We start from the raw sequence: 20,166 nt of genomic DNA, 5'->3' as shown, positions 1-20,166 counted from the left end.
CGGGCGGACCCGCGTCCTGCCGATTGGTCGGCATCCAGGTCGCGCCCAACTTGTGGGGCGGACAGTCCAGGCGCCGCCCGGACAAGGACACCTGCAAGCACCCCTCAACCGCGCACGGCGCTTTCGCTCGTGTCCATGCGCAGCGGCTGCCACTGCGACAGCCAGCGCGTCCGCCAGGCGATCAGGTCGCCGGCGGGCATGGGGCGGGCGATGCCGTAGCCCTGGGCGAGGTGGCAGCCCATCGCGAGCAGGGCCTTGCCGTGGGCGAGGGTTTCTACGCCTTCGGCGATGACCTCACGGTCAAAGGCGCGGGCCAGGTCGATGACGCCGCGCACGATGGCGTGGTCCTCGGGGTCGTCGAGCAGGTCGCTGACGAAGCTGCGGTCGATCTTGAGCGTGCGGGCCGGCAGCTTGCGCAGGTAGGTCAGCGACGAGTAGCCGGTGCCGAAGTCGTCCAGCGCGAAGTCGATGCCCAGGGCCATGCAGCGCTGCAGGATGTCGGCGGCTTGCTGCATGTCGGCGATGGCGGCGGTCTCCAGGACCTCCAGTTGGAAGTCCCGGGCGTCGACGCAGGGGTGACGCGCCAGTGCGCTGGCCAGGCGCTCAGCGAAGGCCGGCTGGATCAGGTGTCGCGGGCTGATGTTGACGCTGACCGGCAGGTGCAGGCCCTGGGCCTTCCAGGTGACGATCTGGGACAGCGCGCAGTCGATCACCCATTCACCGACCGCCGCCTCCAGGTCGCTGCCTTGCAGCACCGGCAGGAACTCGCCCGGCGCGATCAGGCCGCGTTCCGGGTGCAACCAGCGGATCAGGCCCTCCGCGCCGGTGACGCTGCCGTCGCGCAGATCGACCTTGGGTTGGTAGTACAGCTCGAACTCGCCGACGCGCAGGGCCTCGCGCAGACGGGTCAGCTGGTCACGACGCTGCTGGGCCACGCGGTCGACCTCCGGATCGAACAGCTGATAGCGGTTCTTGCCGGCCTGCTTGGCCAGGTACATGGTCTGGTCGGCGTGGCGCAGCAGCGTGTCGGGGTCGTCGTCATCGTTGGGGAACAGGCTCACGCCGATGCTGGCCGACAGGCTCAGCAGGTGATCCTCCGCCGCCACCGGCTGACGTGCGGCGTGCAGCACGCGGTCGAGGATCTGGGTGGTCTCCTTGATCGAACCCAGCTCGGTGAGCAGCAGCACGAACTCGTCGCCCCCGAGCCGCGACAGCGTGTCTTCGGGCCGCAGCACGGCCTTGATGTGTTCGCCGATGCCGATCAGCAACTGGTCGCCGGTGGCGTGGCCGTGCGCGTCGTTGACGGCCTTGAAGCCGTCCAGGTCGATGAAGCAGATGGCACCGTGCCGGCCACTGCGCGAGGCGCGCAGCACCGCCTGCGCGAGCCGGTCGGTCAGCAGGCGGCGGTTGGGCAGGCCGGTCAGGGCGTCGAAGTGGGCGACCCGGTCGAGTTCGGCCTCGTGCGCCTTGAGCCGGCTGATGTCGGTGAACACGCTGACGTGGTGCTGCACCCGTCCGCCGGCATCACGGACCGTCGTGATCGACTGCAGCACGGGAAAGACGTCGCCACTCTTGCGCCGGTTCCAGATCTCGCCGTTCCAGAAGCCGCGCTGTTGCAGCGCGGACCAGAAGGCCTCGTAGAAGGCCGCGTCGTGGCGGCCGGAGGACAGCAGGCCGGGCGAGCGGCCAATGACCTCGTGCGCCTCGTAGCCGGTGATGCGCGTGAAGGCCGGGTTGACCTGCGTGATCAGCCCGTCGGCGTCCGCGACCATGATCCCCTCATCGCTGTTGTCGAACACCGCCGCCGACTGGCGCTGCGCCAGCTCGGCGTGTTTGCGTTCGGTGATGTCGGTGTGGGTGCCCGACATGGTCAGTGCCGTGCCATCGCTCGCCCGTTCGACCACCCGGCCGCGGGTCAGGATCCAGCGCCAGCCGCCCTGCCGGTGGTGCACGCGCAACTCGACCTCGTGCCGGGGCGTGGCGCCATCAAGGTGTTGCTGGATCGATTCGAGCGCGACCGGCAGGTCGGACGGATGGACCAGCGCATGCCAGTTGTCGGGCGCGACGTTCATCTCGCCAGGCGCGTACCCCAGCATGGTTTCCCAGCGGGCGCTGACCCGGAAGTCGTTGCTCGGCAGGTCCCAGGTCCAGTAGCCCTGGTCCGAGCCTTCGAGCACGCGGGACAGTTCCTGCTGCTTGGCCTGCAGCTGCCGGGTGCGCTCGGCCACGCGCCGTTCGAGCTGCACCTCGTTGTCGGCCAGGGCCTGCCGGCTGACTTCCGTCCTGCGCAGCTGGCGCCGGATGATGCTGTAGCTGCCGCCCAGCAGCAGCAGCAGCGCCAGGGCGGTCAGCGCGCCGACAGCGACGAGGCGCTGGCCGGCGGACACCGCCTGTTCGGTGCGCCGCCTGAGCCGTTCGGTCTCGTCGGCCTCCATGCGATCGAGCACGCGCTGGAATCGGGCCCGGGTCTCGCCCAGTGGCGCGCTGGCGGCATAGGCGGTCGCGGCGGCGAGGCCGTCTTCCTTGCGCAGCTGCTCGACCCGGCGCGAGATCGCGATGCGCTGGTCGATCACCTCCCGCAGGGCCTGCCACTGCGCGAGCTGTGCCGGGTTGTCGACCAGTGCGTCGCGCAGGTGCTGCATGTCCGACTCGCGCGCGGCCATCGCGACGTTGCGGTCCTGCAGGCGGGCCGGCTCACCGCTGATGCGGTAGGCCTGGGTGTGCAGCTCGATCAGGTGGGTGCCGCCCTGCACCCGCGCGAGGTCACGCAGCACGCCCTGGGTGTGCTGCACCCAGACCTGGGCGGCCATCGCCTGCCGCCCCATCTGCCAGGCGATCACGGTCAATCCGATCACCACCAGGGAGGCGGCGAGGAAGGCGGACAGGACCTGAGATTCGAAGCGGGACGTCAAGGGCATGGCTTCGAGGGTGTGGGGATGAACCCGGGTCGACCGATTCTGCCCAAGGTTTGTCGAAGGTCGGTGCAGCCGGTCGATCGATCAACGGGGTTGTTCCGGCCTTGTTGCCCGCCCGCCGGGGTTCTGACTGACCCTGTTTGCAGCCAGGTCTTTTGAGCGTTGCGTCCGGCCCGGCCCGGTGGCCGTAAGGGGTTGCAGGTCGGCAGCGATGCGCACGTCGGCCACCCAACCCCGTTCCTTGTGAACCGCACCGGAGACCCGGCATGACCCGCAGCATCTTGAACGTCCGTCCCCACGCCCTGGCCCTGGCGGCGCTGGCCGCCTTCGCGCTGGCGCCGTCCGCGCAGGCATCCAGCCACCGTGAAGCCCCCTTCCTCACGACCGCGCCCAAGGTCGACGCCACCGACTTCTACCTGTTCAACAGCTACGAGACCGGCCGCAGCGGCTACGTCACGCTGATCGCCAACTACCAGCCGCTGCAGGACGCCTATGGCGGCCCGAACTACTTCTCGCTCGACCCGAACGCGCTTTACGAGATCCACCTCGACAACAGCGGCGACGGGCGCGAGGACCTGACCTTCCAGTTCCGTTTCCGGAACCAGCTCAACAAGGTTGCGCTCGACATCGGCGGCACCCGCGTGCCGATCCCGCTGATCCAGGCCGGTGCGGTGGCTAATGTGCGCGACGCCAGCCTCAACCTGCAGGAGACCTACACCGTCGATCTGGTGCGGGGCGACCGTCGCAAGGGCAGCAAGTCCGCGCTGACGAACGTGGTGGGCACATCGGCGGTCTTCGACAAGCCGGTCGACCACATCGGCGTGAAGACGATCGCCGACTACCCGGCCTATGCCGCCAAGCACGTCCACACCGTCAACATCCCTGGCTGCGCGATGCCGGGCAAGGTCTTTGTCGGCCAGCGCAAGGACCCTTTCGCGGTCAACCTCGGCACGATCTTCGACCTCGTCAACGCCCCGGCCAGCGTGCTGACCAACCCGGCGCTGATCAATGCCGCGCCCAACCCCCTGGCCGACAAGAACGTCACCACGCTGGCGCTGGAGGTGCACAAGTCCTGCCTGCTGGCCGGTTCCGGCAACGACCCGGTGATCGGCGGCTGGACCACCGCCAGCCTGCGCCAGGGGCGTTTGCTCAACGGCACGCCGGGCGCCGGCCACCAGGTCAGCGAGAAAGCCGGCGGCGCCTGGACGCAGGTCTCGCGGCTGGGCAACCCGCTGGTCAACGAGGTCGTCATCGGCCTGCCGGACAAGGACCGCTTCAACGCCTCCAAGCCCAAGGACGACCTGCAGTTCGCGGCCTACGTGACCAACCCCACCCTGCCGCGCCTGCTGGAGATCGCGCTGGACACCCCCGCAGGCGGCCTGGCGCCGTCCAACCTGCCGCGCACCGACCTGCTCAACACCTTCCTGACCGGCATCGCGGGTGTCAACCGGCCGGCCGGCACGGTCACGCCGGCCGAGATGCTGCGGCTGAACACGGCCATCGCGGCGGTGCCGCTGGCGCAGCAGAACCGGCTGGGCGTGGCCGGCGAGGTGATCCGGGTCGGCGGTGCCGGCAACCTGGGCGCAGCCACCGACCTGGCGGGCTTCCCGAATGGCCGGCGGCCCAATGACGACGTCGTCGACATCGCGCTGGTAGCCGTTGCCGGCGGCCTGTGTGTGCTCAACAGCGAGGCCACGCTGGGCGCCATCACGGCCGGCAGCAATGCCAACGTGCTGGGCCTCAACACCTTCGCCATCCCCGGCTCGGCCACCTTGAGTTCGGAATGCCGCATCGGCAAGGTGCCGCTGGGCGCCACCTCGGCGGCGCTGCACGACGCGGTCGACCAGGCTTCGGACGCCAACAAGGCCAGCTATCTGGCCGGCTTCCCCTACCTCGCCACGCCCATCGGCGGCACCCGCAACTGAGCCGGAGCACACGATGAACACGCACATCCTTCGATCTTGCGCTGCCGCCGCGCTGGCCTCGGCCTGCCTGCTGCTGAGCGCCTGCGGCGACTCGTCGACGCTGCCTGACGTGCCGGTGGCCACGGCCGAGACGTCCCCGGCTGTCGCCATCAACCTCGTGCAGGACGTGGCCGCCACGTCCGACGCCCAGAGCGACAGCAGCGAGCCCTTGGCGGTGCCCGACACGCTGGCCGTTGACGACAGCGGCGAGCCGCGCGCCGTCAACTGAGCGCGCCCCGGGCTGGCGGCTCCGAGCGGGGTCGCCAGCCCCTGCCTGAATCGAGACACGTCCGATGAACACGATCTTCCCGTCGATCCAGCGGCTGGCCGGTGCTTGCACGCTGGGCCTCGCGCTGAGTCTGTGGACGACCGCGCCCGCCGCCGCCGCGCCCTTCGTGCCGGCCAGCGATGACGTGGTGGTTGAAACCCTGCGCGGCGGCCTTGCCGGTGCGGCCCGACAGGCCGAGCGCGCCCGGCGCGCCCAGTTGATGCGCGAGCCGCGCAACCTGCTGCTGGCGCTGGCGACGGCGCGCGCCGCGATCGAAGGCTTCCGCCGCAGCGGTGACCCGCGCGAGCTGGGCCAGGCCCAGGCCGCCCTGTCGGCTTGGTGGACCGAGCCGACGCCGCCCGCTGTGGTGCGGCTGCTGCGTGGCACCGTGCGCCAGAGCCTGCATGACTTCAGCGGCGCGCTCGCCGACCTCGACGGCGTTCTGGCCGATCCGGCTGCGACGCCGGCCCTGCAGGCCCAGGCCGAGCTGACCCGCGCCAGCGTGCTGCAGGTGCAAGGCAGGATCGCTGAGGCGGATGCCGGCTGCGCGCGCCTGCAGGCCTCGAACGTCGCCCGACGGGGTGCGGCGGCCGATGGCGCGGGGCTGGCCGCGCAGGTCTGCCGCGCCGAGCTTGCCAGCCTGAGCGGGCGAGCCGCCGAGGGCGAGGCCACGCTGGCCCGTCTGGCCACGCAGGCGCCGCCCGCGCTGGCCGGCTGGCTCGCGCTGGTGCGGGCCGAAGGGGCCGAGCGCCGTGGCCGCACACAGGCCGGCGCGTTTTACCGGCAGGCCCTGTCGGCCCAGCAGGCCGACGGCGGCGAGGCCGATGTCTACACGCTGGCCGCGCTGGCCGACTGGCTGCTCGACCACGGCCAGCCGCGCGAGGTGCTGAGCCTGCTGGCCGGACGCGAGGAGGCCGACGCGCTGCTGCTGCGACTGGCACTGGCCCAGCAGGCGGTGGCCGACCCGCGCACCGCCGGCTCGATCGCCACCTTGCAGGCCCGCTTCGAGGCCGCCGCCGCACGGGGCGACCTGACCCACCGCCGCGAGCAAGCCCGCTTCGAGCTGCACCTGAAGGACCGGGCGGCCGAGGCGCTGCGGCTGGCCCAGCAGAACTGGTCGATCCAGAAGGAGCCCGCCGACGCGCGCCTGCTGGTCGACGCGGCCCGCGCCGCCGGTCGGCCTGAAGCCGCACGGCCAGTGTTGGAGCATGTGCGGGCGACCGGGCTGGTGGATGTGCGCCTGCGGTTGTCGGCTGACCGCACGGCTGACCGCCCAGCCGACCGCTCCTCTCTGCGTCTCTCCGACCCCCGGGCCGCACGCCCGCTTGCTCAGGACCCCCGATGAACACGAGGCAGATCGCCGCCGGCCTGTGTGCGGCATGGGCCCTGTGCCTGGCCGCACCGGCCTTCGCCCACAAGGCCAGCGACGCCTACCTGCGCTGGCAGGTCGACGGCGCCGCCGGCCAGGTCGCCGAGCGCTTGGACATCGCGCTGCGCGACCTCGACCGCGAGCTGGACCTCGACGCCGATGCCGACGGCCGCCTGAGCTGGGGCGAGGTGCGCCGCCGCTGGCCGGACATCCAGGCGCTGGCCGACGCCAACGTGCGTCTGGCGGCCGACGGCCGCGCCTGCCAGGCGGTGTCACACGGGCCGGCGCAACTCGACCAGCACAGCGACGGCCGACATGCCGTGCTGACCCGGCAATGGCGTTGCAGCGGACCGATCCGCCAGCTCCAGGCCCGCTACGCGCTGTTCGAGCGCAGCGACCCGCAGCACCGCGGCGTCGCACAGGTGGGCTGGGGCGAAGGGGCGGCGCTTGGCACCGCGGTGTTCGTGCCCGGTCCGGTGCCACAGAACTTCGACGCGCCCGGCTTGCCGTCGACCGCTCAGGCGGCCACTGGCTGGATCGGCTTCGTGGTGCAGGGCCTGCACCACATCCTGATCGGCACTGACCATGTGCTGTTCCTGCTCGCCTTGCTGCTGCCGGCGGTGCTGGTGTGGCGGCCGGCGCAGGCGGGCTGGACGCCGTCGCAGGACCGGCGCGGCATGACGCTGGATGTGTTCAAGGTCGTCAGCGCCTTCACGGTGGCGCACTCGATCACCCTGGCGCTGGCGGCTTTCGACCTGCTCAACCCGCCGTCGCGCTGGATCGAATCGCTGATCGCAGCCAGCGTCGTGCTGGTCGCCCTGAACAACCTGCGCCCGGTGGTGGCGCTGCACCGCTGGCCGCTGACCTTCGCCTTCGGGCTGGTGCACGGTTTTGGCTTCGCCGCTGTGCTCAAGGACCTCGGCCTGCAGGGCGACGGCTTGCTCGCGCCGCTGCTGGGCTTCAACCTGGGGGTGGAACTGGGCCAGCTGCTGATCGTCGCGCTGGTCCTGCCGCTGGCCTGGCGCTGGCGGGCCCATGCGGCCTACCGCCGGGTCGTGCTGCAGGCAGGCTCGCTGCTGATCGCCGCGCTGGCGCTGGTCTGGCTGGTCGAGCGGGCGTTCGACGTCGCCTTGATCGCACCCTGATCCTCTCAGGGCCCGGCGAACCACCAGAGTCCGACCCCCAACGCCGCCAGCAGCCACAGCACGACGATCACCCCGGCGGCGATGCGGCTGCGCGGCCGGGCCTCGCCCCGTGCCAGCCACGCCTCGGCCTCGCGCCGGCCGTGATCGCGCACATGGGGCGGCAGCAGGCGCACGGTCAGGCCGATCAGGACGGGCAGCAGGATCACGTCATCCAGCCAGCCCAGCACCGGGATGACGTCCGGAATCAGGTCGATCGGGCTGAAGGCATAGGCCACCACCAGCGCGGCCAGCAGCCGGGCGGTCCAGGGCGTGTCGGGATGGGCACGCACGAACCACAGCGTCAGCACGTCGCGCTTGACGCCCCGGGCCCAGGTCCGGGACCCCAGCAGCAACTGGCGGGCTCGACGCAGGATGGGGGGCATGGCGTGAGGCAAACGTGTCGGCTCAGACGGGCCGGGCAGTGTCGCTGCTGGCGATGTACCGGACGATGTCACGGGCATCCACCCCGACCAGCAGGCCGCTCATGCTGACGAGGACGATGGCGAAGACGATGTCGATGAGCTTCATGGCGGGCTTTCCGGTGGGGTGGATCGGTCGGGAAGGGATGCATGGACTGTAGGAATCCGCAAACCCAGGCGAATGCCCTGTGCAAGTCAACTTGACTACTCGAATGTGTAGGCGCCCTACCGAAATGAAAAAAACTCCGCCCCCGAAGGTGAGGTGTCGACTGACTTGAATCGGCGAATCGCCGTCCCATCTGCCCAGCATGAGCGCTGACACCCCCTTCGGCCCCTGGCCCCTGCTGGCGCTGGCCACCGCCAGCCTGGCCGCCATCGCCGCATTGGTCAGCCAGACCTGGCGGCGCGAGCGGCGCCGAGCGCGCCTGCGGGCCACGCCCTTTCCGGCCGCGTGGCGGCGCATCCTGCGGCGGCGGGTGCCGCTGGTTGCCCGGCTGCCGGCGGACCTGCAACTGCGCCTGAAGGGCCACATCCAGGTCTTTCTGGCCGAGAAGCCCTTCCTGGGCTGCGCCGGCCAGCCGATCACCGACGAGGTCCGCGTCACCATCGCCGCCCAGGCCTGCCTGCTGCTGCTGGGCGATGCGCGGGCGCAGGTCTACCCGAAGCTGCATCAGGTGCTGGTCTACCCGGCCGCCTTCGCGGTCGAGCGCGAACAGTCGCCCGACGGCACGCTGGTTCGGCAGCAGCGGGTGACGATGTCGGGCGAGTCCTGGGCCCACGGCCAGGTCGTGCTGTCGTGGCCCGACGTGCTGGCTGGCGCGGCCGATCCGGGCGACGGTCGCAACGTCGCGCTGCACGAGTTCGCCCACCAGATCGACCAGGACAAGGGCCATGCCGACGGCCAGCCGTGGCGACCCGGCAAGCGCCGCCGCCTGGCCTGGGCGCAAGCGATGGCGGCTGGCCTGTCCCGGCTGCGCAGCCAGCCGACCGGGCTGATCGACCCCTACGGCGCCAGCGACCCGGCCGAGTTCTTCGCCTGCGTCACCGAGACCTTCTTCGAGCGCGCGCGTGACCTGGCCGCCGAGGAGCCCGCCGTCTACCGCGAACTGTGCGGCCTGTACGGCGTGGCGCCGGCCGCGTGGTGACCTCGCCGGCAGCGTTCGCCCGCGTGACGGCTGCAACACATGGCCGTCGCCCAGACGCTTGAAAAGCCCCGTCGCCACCGCATGTGCCGGAGATCGATCCCGGTCTGCCATCCGAACAGGAGCCCCCCATGTCCGCACCGTCCACCGAGTCCGTCCGCAGCCGCGCCCAGGCCCTGCTGGTGCTCGCCGGCCTGCTGGAACGGCTCGAACGCAGCTCGGTCCCGGTCGACGCGGCGCAGTACCGCACCGTCGTCATCCGGCTGTCGCAAGCCCTGTCCGAGGACTGGCCGCAAGACCTGATCGACGCGTTGCTCAAGGCCCATCCGTCGACCGCCGAGCTCTACGAGAACCTGCACTACGCCCACGCGGGCCTGTCGCGCGCACCGCTGGATCGTTCGGTCGAATCCGAACAGGCCGCGCGTGCGCTGCTGCAGCAGGTCGCCCGCACCACGCCCTGACGGCGCCCCGCCGACTGGCGGCATGCCCCGCCGTGGGCCGTGGCGGGCACCAGTTCGATGCGCTGGACGGACTCTGCGGCCGGCCCTGACCGAACGCTCCCTGTGAAGACACGCACGGCGGCCTCAGGCACGCCGCTTGCGTAGTCCTGCCCGTGTCCGGCGGTATCGCAGCCCCCGGACGGATCACAGCCTCCGCTAATGACGGCGGAACCAGACCTCGCAACGCGCCCTCGCGGGCCGGCTTGCGGCGGTCGTTCCAGACCCGAATACATCCGTCAACCGCGGAGGGCGCTCGTCGCGCCCCCGTCCGGGTGGGCCGAGGCGCAGTGACCTGCACCGATGTCGGCGTCCGCCCGAACCTCAGCAGGATCACCCATGAAGATCATCGTCGTCGGCCACGGCATGGTGGGCCACAAGTTCCTCGAAAGCCTCGTCGAGGTTGCCGCGCAGGACGTGCAGGTGACGGTGCTGTGCGAGGAGCCGCGCGCCGCCTACGACCGCGTCCACCTGTCCGAGTTCTTCGCCGGCAAGTCGGCCGATGACCTGTCGCTGGTCGAGCCCGGCTTCTTCGAGCGCAGCGGCCACACGCTGCGGCTGGCGACCCGTGCAGCCCACATCGACCGCGCCGCGCACACGGTCACCACGCTGGACGGCGAGGTGCTGGCCTACGACAAGCTGGTGCTGGCAACCGGCTCCTACCCCTTCGTGCCGCCGCTGCCGGGCCGCGAGCGGTCCGACTGCTTCGTCTACCGGACCATCGAGGACCTGGAGGCCATGCAGGCCTGCGGTGCGCGCAGCAAGACCGGCGTCGTCATCGGCGGCGGCCTGCTGGGCCTGGAGTGCGGCAAGGCGCTGCTCGACATGGGCCTGACCACGCACGTGGTCGAGTTCGCGCCGCGCCTGATGGCCGTGCAGGTCGACGAGGGCGGTGGCCGCATGCTGCGCCACAAGATCGAGGCCCTCGGCGTGCAGGTCCACACCCAGAAGAACACCCAGCGCATCGTCGACGGCGAGGCCGCCACGCACCGCATGGAGTTCGCCGACGGCAGCGTGCTGGAGGCCGACATGATCGTGTTCTCCGCCGGCATCCGCCCGCGTGACGAGCTGGCCCGCGCGGCCGGCCTGGACATCGGCCCGCGCGGCGGCGTGGCGATCGACAGCGCCTGCCGCAGCAGCGACCCGGACATCTACGCGATCGGCGAATGCGCGGCCTGGAACGGCCAGGTCTTCGGGCTCGTCGCCCCCGGCTACGAGATGGCCCGCGTCGCCGCCCGCCACCTGGTCGGTCAGGACGACGCCGCCTTCGTGGGCGCCGACATGAGCACCAAGCTCAAGCTGATGGGCGTGGACGTGGCCAGCATCGGCGATGCCCACGGCACCACGCCGGGCGCCCGGGCCTTGCACTACACCGATGAGCGCCGGCAGACCTACAAGAAGATCGTGGTCAGCGAGGACGGCCAGCGCCTGCTGGGCGCCGTGCTGGTCGGCGATGCCGCCGAATACAACACGCTGCTGCAGATGGCGCGGGGTGGCATCACCCTGCCGGCCGAGCCGGAGTTCCTGATCCTGCCCAGCAGCGACGGCAAGGCCAAGCCGGGCCTGGGGGTCGATGCCTTGCCCGACAGCGCGCAGATCTGTTCGTGCAACAACGTCAGCAAGGGCCGCCTGTGCGCGGCGGTCGGCGAGGGCGCCACCACCGTCGCCGCGCTGAAGGCCTGCACCCAGGCCGGCGCGACCTGCGGCGGCTGCGTGCCGCTGGTCACGCAGGTCATGAAGGCGGAGATGTCCAAGCGCGGCATGGCCGTCAACAACCACGTCTGCGAGCACTTCCCGCATTCGCGCCAGGAGCTCTACCACCTGGTGCGTGTGGGCGAGATCCGGACCTTCGACGAGCTGCTGGCCCGCCACGGGCAAGGCCTGGGCTGCGACGTCTGCAAGCCGGTGGCCGCGAGCATCCTGGCCTCGGTCTGGAACGAGTTCGTGCTGAAGAAGGAACTCGCCGGCCTGCAGGACAGCAACGACTACTACCTGGGCAACATCCAGAAGGACGGCAGCTACTCGGTGGTGCCGCGCATGCCCGGTGGCGAGGTCACGCCCGAGGGCCTGATCGCGGTCGGCCAGGTCGCCAGGAAGTACGGCCTCTACACCAAGGTGACCGGCGGCCAGCGGGTCGACCTGTTCGGCGCACGCGTCGAGCAGCTGCCGCTGATCTGGGAAGAGCTGATCGCCGCCGGCTTCGAGAGCGGCCATGCCTACGGCAAGGCGCTGCGCACGGTCAAGAGCTGCGTCGGGTCGACCTGGTGCCGCTATGGCGTGGGCGACAGCGTGGGCCTCGCGGTCGAGCTGGAGAACCGCTACAAGGGCCTGCGCGCGCCGCACAAGATCAAGTTCGGCGTCTCGGGCTGCACCCGCGAATGCGCCGAGGCCCAGGGCAAGGACGTCGGCATCATCGCCACCGAGAAGGGCTGGAACCTCTACGTCTGCGGCAACGGCGGCATGAAGCCGCGCCACGCCGAGCTGCTCGCCAGCGACCTCAGCCGCGACGAGATGGTCCGCCTGATCGACCGCTTCCTGATGTTCTACGTGCGCACCGCCGACCGGCTGCAGCGCACCAGCACCTGGCGCGACAACCTCGAAGGCGGGCTGGACTACCTCAAGGGCGTGATCGTCGACGACCGCCTGGGCCTGGCCGCCGAGCTGGAGGCGCAGATGGCCCACGTCGTCTCGACCTACCAGTGCGAATGGAAGACCGCCGTGACCGACCCGGCCGTGCGCGCGCGCTTCCGCAGCTTCGTCAACAGCGAACGGCCTGACGAACACATCGTGTTCATCGAGGAACGCGGCCAGATCCGCCCGGCCCGGCCGGAAGAACGGCAAGCGCAGGCCGCGTCGGCGTGAGCCATCCCCGCAACCCCAGCAAGGAGTCCGCAGCATGAACCCACCCGTTGAAGACGCCACCGCCGTGGTCCCCACATCGGCCTGGACCGCCGTCTGCCACGTCGACGAGATCCTGCCCGGCACGGGGGTCTGCGCCCGCGTCGACGGCCGCCATGTGGCCGTCTTCCGTCTTGGCGACGACCGCTGCTACGCGATCGACAACGTCGACCCGCGCTCGCAGGCCAGCGTGCTGTCGCGCGGCCTGGTCGGCAACCTGGGCGAGCGCCTCGTCGTCGCCTCGCCGCTCTACAAGAACCACTTCGACCTGTTGTCGGGCGAATGCCTGGAAGCGCCCGAGCAGTCGGTGCGCGCGCACCGCGTTCAGATCCACGAAGGGCGCGTGCTCGTCGCCTTGACCTGAGCCCTGGGCGCGGGCCCGGGTCGTGCATGGGTTTTTACGGAGAATCGGCCTCTGTCCGAGATCCTGGAGTACCCCATGCCTGCAGCGACCGAGCCCTTGTCGGTGTCCGCCCTGGTGTTGCGCGCCAAGCAGCGCGACATCGACACGCTGCACCTGCTGGCCGCCCGCGCCGAGCTGGTCGACCTGACCGGCCAGCTGATCCATGCGCTGCAGCGTGAACGCGGCGCATCCAGCGTCTACCTGGCCTCGCGCGGGCTGCGTTATGCCGACGTGCGCCAGCAGGCGGTGGCCGAGGCCCTGCCGATGCAGGCGCGCCTGCGCGCACTGGCCTCCAAACAGCTGGCGCCCGGGCAGGAGGCCTCCTCGCGGCTGCTGTCGCTGATGGCCTGGGTGCTGCTGGGCCTGGAGTCGCTCGACGAGTTGCGCGCCCAGGTCGAGCAGCACGCCCTGAGCGCGCATGACGCGGTGGTGGCCTACAGCCGCGTCGTCGCCGGCCTGGTTGAGCTGATCGTGCTGGTGGCCGACGCCAGCGCCCACCCGGCCATCGCGCGCCGGCTGGTCGCGCTGGTCCATCTGGTGCAGGGCAACGAGGCGGCCGGCCAGGAACGTGCGGTGGGCGGCGAGCTGTTTGCCGGCGGCGTCTGCCACGAGGCCCCGCAGCAGCGCCTGGTGCACCTGATCGAGGCCCAGGACCGCAACCTGCAGACCTGGTCCGAGTTCACCGACGACACCTTGCGCGCGCGCTGGGAACAGCAGCAGCTCTCGCCCGGCGTGGCGCGGCTGGAACGCTTGCGCCGCACGCTCTGCGCCGCCCGGCCCGGCGCGGCGCTGGACAGCCAGCTCAGCGAGACCTGGTTCTCGGTCTGCAGCGAACGCATCACCGAACTCTGGCATCTGCAGGTCGAGCTGCTGCACGGCTTGCGCGCGGACTGCCAGGCCCAGATCGAGGCGGCCCGTCAGGACCTGCAGGACTCCGAACGGCTGCTGCGCGAGCTGCGCGCCAACCCGCCGGCCCAGCGCCAGGCGGTCGAACGCGAACTGGACCTGTCGGCCAGCGCCGGCCGGGTGGCCGACGGGCCGACCGAGCCAACCCCCGATGAACACGGGCTTCTGGCCCTGGTGCAGGAACAGTCGATGCGGCTGGCGCGGATGGAATCCGAGCTCGAAGCGGCCCGCCGCGCGCTGCACGAACGCAAGATCATCGAGCGCGCCAAGGGCATGCTGATGGCCCGTCTGGGCATGACCGAGGACGTCGCCTTCCGCGCCCTGCAGAAGACCGCGATGGACCAGAACCGCCGCCTGCTGCAGGTCGCAGAGGCCACGCTGTCCTTGCCGGACTTCGTGTTCACGCGCGAAGCGGGCGACAACAAGGGCTGATCGCCCGGCGGTGACGGGGCGAGCGCGACCTCAGCCGCTCACCACGCCCGTCATCTGCACGACCTCGAAGTCATTGCCCGTGACCTGCCCGAGCTGCGCGACCAGCGTACCGGGCCAGCGCTCGTCGGGCGCGCCGCTCAGGTACCAGTTGCTGCCGTTGTCGGCCAGCAGCATCCCGTAGGTCTTCAGCGCGGTCAGGATGGCGCGGGCCTCGGTGCTGAACGTCGACGGGATCACGTAGCTGGCCTTGAGCCGCACCCGCAGGCCCATCGGCGGCAGGCTGGTCGACGTGTTGCTCGACGCCCAGTGTGTGGCCGGCGCGACATAGGCCTTGCGCGTGCGGGCCGCCGTGAAGCGCAGCGCATGGCGGATGCCGCCGGGCCCGCGCGCGGCTTCCTCATACCGCGCCAGCCCCGGAAAGATCGGCAATCCGGCCGCATCCGCGCTGGTCCAGCCCGCCTGCCCGCCCGGCCGCACCGTGTTGCTGTCGAGGTGGAAGACCGCGCCGCAGTCCGCATTCCAGCTGCCATCGCCCTGCTGGAAGGCCCGCGCGAGTTCGTAGAGCCGGTGGTTGTCGCGGTCGATCACCAGCACATGCCGGTCCCCGGTGCTGCCGCTGCCACCCTCGATGGGCGCATAGGCCGGCACCGGGTAGGGGCCGGGATCGCTCTCGCTGCCATAGGCCACGAAGTTCATCCGCACCCGCGTCTGGTTGCCCGCCACGACCACATAGGGAATGCCGATCGGCGCGCCCTGCCAGGTTCCCGCACCGAAGTCCGGCCGCAGGCTGGTCCCCAGCCCGATGCTCGCCAGGATCGCCGCCGAGTTCGCATCAACCGCCGCCGCCGACACATCGGTGTTCCACGCATGGCCCGCCGGAAACGCGACGGCCCCGTTCAAAGCCGCGTTCACGCCCGTGCCCGCACCGCTGAAGTTGCCGAACACCGTGCTGCCATTGCCCGACCCCGCCGTCGGCGCCGGTGCCGGCGCGGGCGCCACACCGGTCGCGCCCGCCGCATCCCCACCACCCCCACAAGCCGCCAGCCACAGCGCCGACAAGCCCGCCAGCCCCAGGCGCCGCCGCTCGGGCGACCCAGGTTCGAAACACGATTCGGCAGGGCGTGGTGCGGGAACGATGGACGGCATCCGCGCAGTCTGGCGGGAAGGCGGGTGACGTGCTGTGTGGGGGGGTGACGAGGTGTGAGGTGAGCGAGCGCTACTGCAGGCTTGCCCGGAATGTGGCTGGATCGAGGTGGAAGTGGCGTTCGACCGGACCACGGACCTCGAAGAAGCGCGGGCCCTGACGGAAGTCGAAGACCCGACACAGCGCGAACCGGTCTGGCTCGGTGCGGGCGAAGTCCAGTTCGTTGGCGGTGACGAAGAAGGGCGTCAACTCGCTGAAGGCGGTGGTCTTGACCTCGATGTAGCGCTCGCTGCCATCGGACTCGAAGGACAGCACGTCGTAGCCGAGGCCGTCACCTTCGCTCACCGACTTGTGTTCGACCCGGTCGGCCAACTGGCCCAGCCCGCTTTTCAGCAAGCGCCAGCGCTCGTGGTCGACGATGAATTTTTCGCCGGCCAGACCGAGCGATCGGTTGCGCGTCTCGCGCTCCAGGTAGTCACGCCGGATCGCACGGCGGTGATAGGTCGTCACCGGCTCGGCCGCACGGAACTGCCGTGCTGGTGCGGCGGCCTTGGCATGGGCGTGGTCGACGGCCTCGACCTCGACCGCCAGCCGCTCGACCGCTTCATCGGCCGCCGCCGCCAGTTGCGGCATCAGGTCCATCTGTTGCGACACAACGCTGATGAGCATCTCGGCCTGCGTGTTCTCGGCCGGTAGGTAGCCGCGCACGTAAGGCAAGCCCAGCTGGCCCATGACGGCGCTGACGTTGCGTCGCTTGAACTCAATCGATGCCTCCGATCGCCCCTCCAGCAAAGGCAGCAAGGCCCGGCGTCGCGCCGCCTTGTTGTAGGTCTGGCCGGCTAGTTCGAGCGTGAGCATTTGCAGGTAGTCGGCCACCAGCAGCTCGACTTCCTCGCGTGACCAGGCTCGCGCCAGGTTGGATGATCTGACCGCAGGCTCGCCGGCCGATGCGTTGCTCAACTCGAAGCCCAGGTCGCGCAGCAACTTCGCGACGGTTGCCACGCCACCCGAGAAGTCCTTGGGTCCCAGCGGCCCTCGATCCGGAAACTGGATGCCGTGGGCGACCCCAACGATGGCCTTCGAGTCGCATGCCAGGCCGCTCACCGGATGCAGAACGAAATAGTCCCTCGCCTCGCCGAATCCGTACGTCCTCAGGAAGGTGCTGCGACCCAGGCGCTGGAACTCATCGAGCGCGACGAGGACGGCGTGGCGGGTCAGGGTCGACAGGGCAGCGGGCATGGCGAAGACGGCGTGCGAGAAACAGGGATAGTTTCCATGCTGCGCCGTTGAAATCGGCGCGGCGGATCACCGGACGGAGCCGCTCCTGCGGACCTTGGCCTTTGGTGGCCCGGTCAAACGCCCTGTGATTGGCTGCTGTTTGGGCAAGGGGACGCCTGAGCGCTCACAGGCGATGACGGGCAGCGGTCCAGCGGTGCAACGCGGCGCCCAGGCCTTGGATGCCGGCCTCGATCGCCTCGACCGTCAAGCTGGCGTAGCCGAGGACCAGTCCTGCAGGGCGGTTCGATCCGTCCGGTGGCGGACTTGCGTACAGCGGCGACAGCGGATAGACGCTCACCCCCGCTTCCAGGGCCGCAGCGATGACGGCGCCTTCCTCGCGGGCCTGCAGGCCGGTCAGCCACAGCACCGCATGCAGTCCGGCCGATGTGCCCACGACCTGGGTGTCCGCTGGCATGTGGCGCGCGACCGCCTCCAGAAGCGCGGACCGTCGCCGCTCGTTCTCGCGCCGCAGGCGTCGGACATGGCGCTCGTAGGTGCCATCGTCCATCAGTGCGGCCAGCACGCGTTGTTCCATGACCGGTGCGTGCCGGTCCGTCAGGCGCTTGGCCTGGCGGAAGACCGGCACCAGCTCGGGCGGCAGCACGAGGTAGCCCAGCCGCATCTGCGGCGACAAGGCCTTGGAGAAGGTGCCGACGTAGATGACCCTGCCGTCCGCATCCAGCGCCTGCAGCGCATCAATCGGACGCTGGCCGTAGCGGAACTCGCCGTCGTAGTCGTCCTCGATGACCCAGGCCTCCTGGCGCTGCGCCCATTGCAACAGCTGCTGTCGACGGCCAAAGGGCAGCACGCCACCCAGCGGGAACTGGTGCGACGGCGTCACGTAGGCCAGACGGACGCGGGCGTCTCGCGGCAGCGCGTCCGTGACCAAGCCATGCTCGTCGACGGGCGCAGGCCAACGTTGCGCGCCGGTGGCTTCGAAGCTGCGACGAGCCATCAGGTAGCCCGGGTCTTCGAAGACGAAGGCGTCCGAGGGGTTCAGCAACAGCCGGGCGCACAAGTCAATGGCCTGCTGTGAGCCGTGGACCACGAGCACCTGTTCGGCGTCGCAGACGACACCGCGCGCCCGCCGCAGGTAGCCCTGGATGGCCCGGCGCAGATCGGCCAGGCCCTCGGGTGCGGCGTAATAGAGGCTATCCGCTGGCCGCTGGAGCGCCAGCAGGTACTGACGTCGCCAGGCCAGGATCGGGAAGTCGCTGGCCGCCAGGGCGCCGTAGCGGAAGTCGACCGGTGCCAGGCCCTCGGCGGGCATCACCGGCATCGGCGCGGCGCTGATGCGCTGGGCGAAATCGGACAGGTGCCGTGTCGCACGGGCCCGCCGTTCGGTGCGGGGCCGGGGCGCATCGACGGGTGCCCGGGTTGACGCCAGGGGCGCTGTGACACGGGCCACGCGCCCCAAGGCGGTGGTGATGAAACCCTCGGCCGCCAGCTGTTCGTAGGCGGCGGTGACCGTCGTCCTCGAGACGCCGAACTCGGCCGCCAGGGCGCGCGTCGAGGGCACCCGCGCGCCAGCCGCGAGCGTGCCGTCGGTCATCTGCGCGCGCAGCAGCAGGTAGATGCGGCGACCGGGCCTTGCAGGCGCTGCGCCGAGGTCGTCAGAGGATGGCAACTGGTCCATCAAGATTCGTCAAAACTGGAACTTCTCATTGTGCCGGTTTGACGCGAAAGTCCGGCCGTCGCGCTTGTCACCTTTGCCGCCGGACGCCCCATGTACATCCCCCAACACTTCGCCGAGAACCGCCCCGAAGTCCTCCAGCGCATCATGCGCGAGCACCCGCTGGGCATGTTGGTCACGTCCGGCACGGCGGGCCTCGACGCCGACCACATCCCCTTCGAATACGAGCCCGGCGTCGGGGGTGGTCAGGGCGTCTTGAGTGCCCATGTCGCGCGTGCCAACCCGTTCTTGCAGCACTGCCCGACGGGCAGCCCGGTGCTGGTGGTCTTCCGCGGGGCGCAGGCCTACATCTCGCCCAACTGGTACCCCAGCAAGCACGAGGCGCATCGCCAGGTGCCGACCTGGAACTACGAAGTGGTCCACGTGCAGGGCATCTTGAATGTCCACGACGACGAGCGCTTCGTGCGTCGCCTGGTCGCCAGGTTGACCCGCACGCACGAGGCCACCGAGCCCAAGCCGTGGAAGATGGGCGACGCGCCGCCGGACTACCTTGACGAGATGCTGCGGCACATCGTCGGCATCGAGGTGGCCGTCACGTCCATCGTCGGCAAGGTCAAGGCCAGCCAGAACAAGGACGCGCGCGACCGCCAAGGCGTCGTCGAGAACCTCGATGTCAGGGGCCATGCCGCGATGGCGAACGTCGTGCGCCAGGCTTGACCCGCCCCCGAAGTCACCACCATGTACACCGCCACCTTCACCTTCGCCAAGAAGGACTTCGACGACGCGTTCCACGCCATCGACGGGGTCATCGCGTCCATCGCAAAAGCGACACCCGGCTACCTGGGCGAGGAAGCGTGGGAGAACCCGTCCAGCGGGCTCATCTGCAACGTCTACTACTGGGACTCGCTGGAAGCGCTGACGGCGCTGATGAACCATCCTTACCACCTGGCCGCGAAGCGCCAGCAAGGTCGCTGGCTGGACGGCTACCAGGTGGTCATCGCCGAAGTCATTGGCAACTATGGCGACCGCGGCATCCCGCATCCGCTGGCCGACCGGCCAGTCCCGATGGTCGGCAGTGCCCGTCCGCAAGCTTGAACGGAAGACCTGCCCCGTCGTTCGCTGCTGTTCTGCTGGCTGCGGGGTTCCCGCGTGGCTGCTGCAGGGCGTGCGGCGAGCCTTGTTCAAAGGCAGCGTCGTCGAGGCGCTGACGCACCAGCAACGCGGCGCAAGCGGTCTTGCATCGACCGCCAGGCCGCTCACTCCGCCTCGAACACCACGCCCTTGGTCAGGATGAAGCACCCGTACGGCCGCGACTCGGTGTTCTGGACGACCGCGAAGCAGCGTTTGGCGGCGTCGTAGAAATCGGCGCGGGGGATCACCCGGTGGGCGATCTCGCGGCCTTCGGCGGCAAGGCAGACCGCCAGCACGTCGGCATGGACCGACAGGACCTTGCCGGGCTCGTCGACCGGGTCCATCCAGGCTAGCGGCTGGTCCACGAAGGTGTCCAGCGGCAGCAGTTCCAGCAGGCCGGCCACCGTGCGCGGCGCATCCATGCCGCCCAGCGTCACGAGCTTGCCGCTGCGGGTCTGCTGCGCGATGGCGTGGGCCGGGAAGTTGCGGTCCACCACCGCGAGCTGGTCGCCATGTCCCATGGCCGCGAGGATCCACAGCAGGTCGGCGTCGATGAAGTCGGGGATGCGCTTGAGCATGGTGG

At 70.3% G+C, this 20,166-nt stretch carries 18 protein-coding genes; 11 read left to right on the top strand and 7 right to left on the bottom strand.

Going from position 1 to position 20,166, the window contains the following annotated elements; genetic code table 11:
• Positions 1-104: 104 nt before the first annotated feature.
• On the bottom strand, positions 105-2,918 hold the full coding sequence (locus EV685_RS14965) for an EAL domain-containing protein (RefSeq protein ID WP_130482823.1): 2,814 nt from the start codon (positions 2,916-2,918) through the stop codon (positions 105-107).
• Between the two features lie 263 nt (positions 2,919-3,181).
• Between EV685_RS14965 and EV685_RS14960 the strand changes: the two genes are divergently transcribed.
• The 4 genes from EV685_RS14960 (at position 3,182) to EV685_RS14945 (ending at position 7,661) form a co-directional block, all read left to right on the top strand.
• Positions 3,182-4,840 carry a DUF4331 domain-containing protein gene (locus EV685_RS14960; RefSeq protein WP_130482822.1) on the top strand — a complete coding sequence of 553 codons (1,659 nt, stop codon included), beginning with the start codon at positions 3,182-3,184 and terminating at the stop codon, positions 4,838-4,840.
• A gap of 13 nt (positions 4,841-4,853) precedes the next feature.
• Positions 4,854-5,108 (top strand): hypothetical protein, encoded by a 255-nt coding sequence (locus tag EV685_RS14955; protein WP_130482821.1) that lies wholly within the window; start codon positions 4,854-4,856, stop codon positions 5,106-5,108.
• Between the two features lie 64 nt (positions 5,109-5,172).
• Entirely contained in the window at positions 5,173-6,492 is a 1,320-nt protein-coding gene (locus EV685_RS14950; RefSeq protein ID WP_130482820.1) for a hypothetical protein, read from the top strand.
• Positions 6,489-7,661 carry a HupE/UreJ family protein gene (locus EV685_RS14945; protein ID WP_130482819.1) on the top strand — a complete coding sequence of 391 codons (1,173 nt, stop codon included), beginning with the start codon at positions 6,489-6,491 and terminating at the stop codon, positions 7,659-7,661. Before EV685_RS14950 ends, EV685_RS14945 begins: the two co-directional genes overlap by 4 nt.
• 5 nt (positions 7,662-7,666) lie before the next feature.
• Here EV685_RS14945 and EV685_RS14940 read toward each other — a convergent pair whose 3' ends face one another.
• Both EV685_RS14940 and EV685_RS21215 read right to left on the bottom strand, forming a co-directional pair.
• Complete coding sequence (locus EV685_RS14940; RefSeq protein ID WP_130482818.1) at positions 7,667-8,083, bottom strand: YkvA family protein; 417 nt, start codon at positions 8,081-8,083, stop codon at positions 7,667-7,669.
• Positions 8,084-8,105: 22 nt separating this feature from the next.
• Positions 8,106-8,228, bottom strand: a complete 123-nt coding sequence (locus EV685_RS21215) for a hypothetical protein (RefSeq protein ID WP_275938355.1) — start codon at positions 8,226-8,228, stop codon at positions 8,106-8,108.
• Between the two features lie 199 nt (positions 8,229-8,427).
• Between EV685_RS21215 and EV685_RS14935 the strand changes: the two genes are divergently transcribed.
• The 5 genes from EV685_RS14935 (at position 8,428) to EV685_RS14915 (ending at position 14,397) form a co-directional block, all read left to right on the top strand.
• A complete protein-coding gene (locus tag EV685_RS14935) occupies positions 8,428-9,264 on the top strand; it encodes a M90 family metallopeptidase (protein WP_130482817.1) in 837 nt (278 codons plus the stop codon).
• A gap of 128 nt (positions 9,265-9,392) precedes the next feature.
• A complete protein-coding gene (locus EV685_RS14930; protein ID WP_242615603.1) occupies positions 9,393-9,722 on the top strand; it encodes a hypothetical protein in 330 nt (109 codons plus the stop codon).
• A 375-nt stretch (positions 9,723-10,097) separates the two neighbouring features.
• Positions 10,098-12,620 carry a nitrite reductase large subunit NirB gene (nirB, locus tag EV685_RS14925; RefSeq protein ID WP_130482816.1) on the top strand — a complete coding sequence of 841 codons (2,523 nt, stop codon included), beginning with the start codon at positions 10,098-10,100 and terminating at the stop codon, positions 12,618-12,620.
• A gap of 34 nt (positions 12,621-12,654) precedes the next feature.
• Positions 12,655-13,020: a nitrite reductase small subunit NirD gene (nirD, locus tag EV685_RS14920; RefSeq protein ID WP_130482815.1), complete on the top strand. Its 366-nt coding sequence runs from the start codon at positions 12,655-12,657 to the stop codon at positions 13,018-13,020.
• Positions 13,021-13,095: 75 nt separating this feature from the next.
• Positions 13,096-14,397: a nitrate- and nitrite sensing domain-containing protein gene (locus EV685_RS14915; RefSeq protein ID WP_130482814.1), complete on the top strand. Its 1,302-nt coding sequence runs from the start codon at positions 13,096-13,098 to the stop codon at positions 14,395-14,397.
• Positions 14,398-14,427: 30 nt separating this feature from the next.
• Here EV685_RS14915 and EV685_RS21045 read toward each other — a convergent pair whose 3' ends face one another.
• From EV685_RS21045 to pdxR, 3 genes are all read right to left on the bottom strand, one after another.
• Positions 14,428-15,543 (bottom strand): hypothetical protein, encoded by a 1,116-nt coding sequence (locus EV685_RS21045; protein WP_130482813.1) that lies wholly within the window; start codon positions 15,541-15,543, stop codon positions 14,428-14,430.
• Positions 15,544-15,613: 70 nt separating this feature from the next.
• Positions 15,614-16,780 carry a protein NO VEIN domain-containing protein gene (locus tag EV685_RS14905; protein ID WP_242615602.1) on the bottom strand — a complete coding sequence of 389 codons (1,167 nt, stop codon included), beginning with the start codon at positions 16,778-16,780 and terminating at the stop codon, positions 15,614-15,616.
• Positions 16,781-16,943: 163 nt separating this feature from the next.
• Positions 16,944-18,455, bottom strand: a complete 1,512-nt coding sequence (gene pdxR, locus EV685_RS14900) for a MocR-like pyridoxine biosynthesis transcription factor PdxR (RefSeq protein ID WP_130482812.1) — start codon at positions 18,453-18,455, stop codon at positions 16,944-16,946.
• A gap of 90 nt (positions 18,456-18,545) precedes the next feature.
• Here pdxR and EV685_RS14895 point away from each other — a divergent pair, with 90 nt between their 5' ends.
• Positions 18,546-19,169: an FMN-binding negative transcriptional regulator gene (locus EV685_RS14895; protein WP_130482811.1), complete on the top strand. Its 624-nt coding sequence runs from the start codon at positions 18,546-18,548 to the stop codon at positions 19,167-19,169.
• A 21-nt stretch (positions 19,170-19,190) separates the two neighbouring features.
• Complete coding sequence (locus tag EV685_RS14890; protein ID WP_130482810.1) at positions 19,191-19,547, top strand: antibiotic biosynthesis monooxygenase family protein; 357 nt, start codon at positions 19,191-19,193, stop codon at positions 19,545-19,547.
• Between the two features lie 161 nt (positions 19,548-19,708).
• Here the strand turns inward: EV685_RS14890 and EV685_RS14885 are convergent, their stop codons facing one another.
• Positions 19,709-20,161 (bottom strand): RbsD/FucU family protein, encoded by a 453-nt coding sequence (locus EV685_RS14885; RefSeq protein WP_130482809.1) that lies wholly within the window; start codon positions 20,159-20,161, stop codon positions 19,709-19,711.
• Positions 20,162-20,166: the final 5 nt, after the last annotated feature.

The sequence above is a fragment of the Sphaerotilus mobilis genome, from assembly GCF_004216565.1.
GTDB classification, from domain to species: Bacteria; Pseudomonadota; Gammaproteobacteria; order Burkholderiales; family Burkholderiaceae_C; genus Sphaerotilus; species Sphaerotilus mobilis.
This window is presented reverse-complemented; position numbering and strand designations above follow the sequence as displayed.

Bases quoted from the DNA above. Each gene is read 5' to 3' on its own strand.
- EV685_RS14965 (WP_130482823.1), bottom strand. From the start codon at position 2,918: ATGCCCTTGACGTCCCGCTTCGAATCTCAGGTCCTGTCCGCCTTCCTC.
- EV685_RS14960 (WP_130482822.1), top strand. From the start codon at position 3,182: ATGACCCGCAGCATCTTGAACGTCCGTCCCCACGCCCTGGCCCTGGCG.
- EV685_RS14955 (WP_130482821.1), top strand. From the start codon at position 4,854: ATGAACACGCACATCCTTCGATCTTGCGCTGCCGCCGCGCTGGCCTCG.
- EV685_RS14950 (WP_130482820.1), top strand. From the start codon at position 5,173: ATGAACACGATCTTCCCGTCGATCCAGCGGCTGGCCGGTGCTTGCACG.
- EV685_RS14945 (WP_130482819.1), top strand. From the start codon at position 6,489: ATGAACACGAGGCAGATCGCCGCCGGCCTGTGTGCGGCATGGGCCCTG.
- EV685_RS14940 (WP_130482818.1), bottom strand. From the start codon at position 8,083: ATGCCCCCCATCCTGCGTCGAGCCCGCCAGTTGCTGCTGGGGTCCCGG.
- EV685_RS21215 (WP_275938355.1), bottom strand. From the start codon at position 8,228: ATGAAGCTCATCGACATCGTCTTCGCCATCGTCCTCGTCAGCATGAGC.
- EV685_RS14935 (WP_130482817.1), top strand. From the start codon at position 8,428: ATGAGCGCTGACACCCCCTTCGGCCCCTGGCCCCTGCTGGCGCTGGCC.
- EV685_RS14930 (WP_242615603.1), top strand. From the start codon at position 9,393: ATGTCCGCACCGTCCACCGAGTCCGTCCGCAGCCGCGCCCAGGCCCTG.
- nirB (WP_130482816.1), top strand. From the start codon at position 10,098: ATGAAGATCATCGTCGTCGGCCACGGCATGGTGGGCCACAAGTTCCTC.
- nirD (WP_130482815.1), top strand. From the start codon at position 12,655: ATGAACCCACCCGTTGAAGACGCCACCGCCGTGGTCCCCACATCGGCC.
- EV685_RS14915 (WP_130482814.1), top strand. From the start codon at position 13,096: ATGCCTGCAGCGACCGAGCCCTTGTCGGTGTCCGCCCTGGTGTTGCGC.
- EV685_RS21045 (WP_130482813.1), bottom strand. From the start codon at position 15,543: ATGCCGTCCATCGTTCCCGCACCACGCCCTGCCGAATCGTGTTTCGAA.
- EV685_RS14905 (WP_242615602.1), bottom strand. From the start codon at position 16,780: ATGCCCGCTGCCCTGTCGACCCTGACCCGCCACGCCGTCCTCGTCGCG.
- pdxR (WP_130482812.1), bottom strand. From the start codon at position 18,455: ATGGACCAGTTGCCATCCTCTGACGACCTCGGCGCAGCGCCTGCAAGG.
- EV685_RS14895 (WP_130482811.1), top strand. From the start codon at position 18,546: ATGTACATCCCCCAACACTTCGCCGAGAACCGCCCCGAAGTCCTCCAG.
- EV685_RS14890 (WP_130482810.1), top strand. From the start codon at position 19,191: ATGTACACCGCCACCTTCACCTTCGCCAAGAAGGACTTCGACGACGCG.
- EV685_RS14885 (WP_130482809.1), bottom strand. From the start codon at position 20,161: ATGCTCAAGCGCATCCCCGACTTCATCGACGCCGACCTGCTGTGGATC.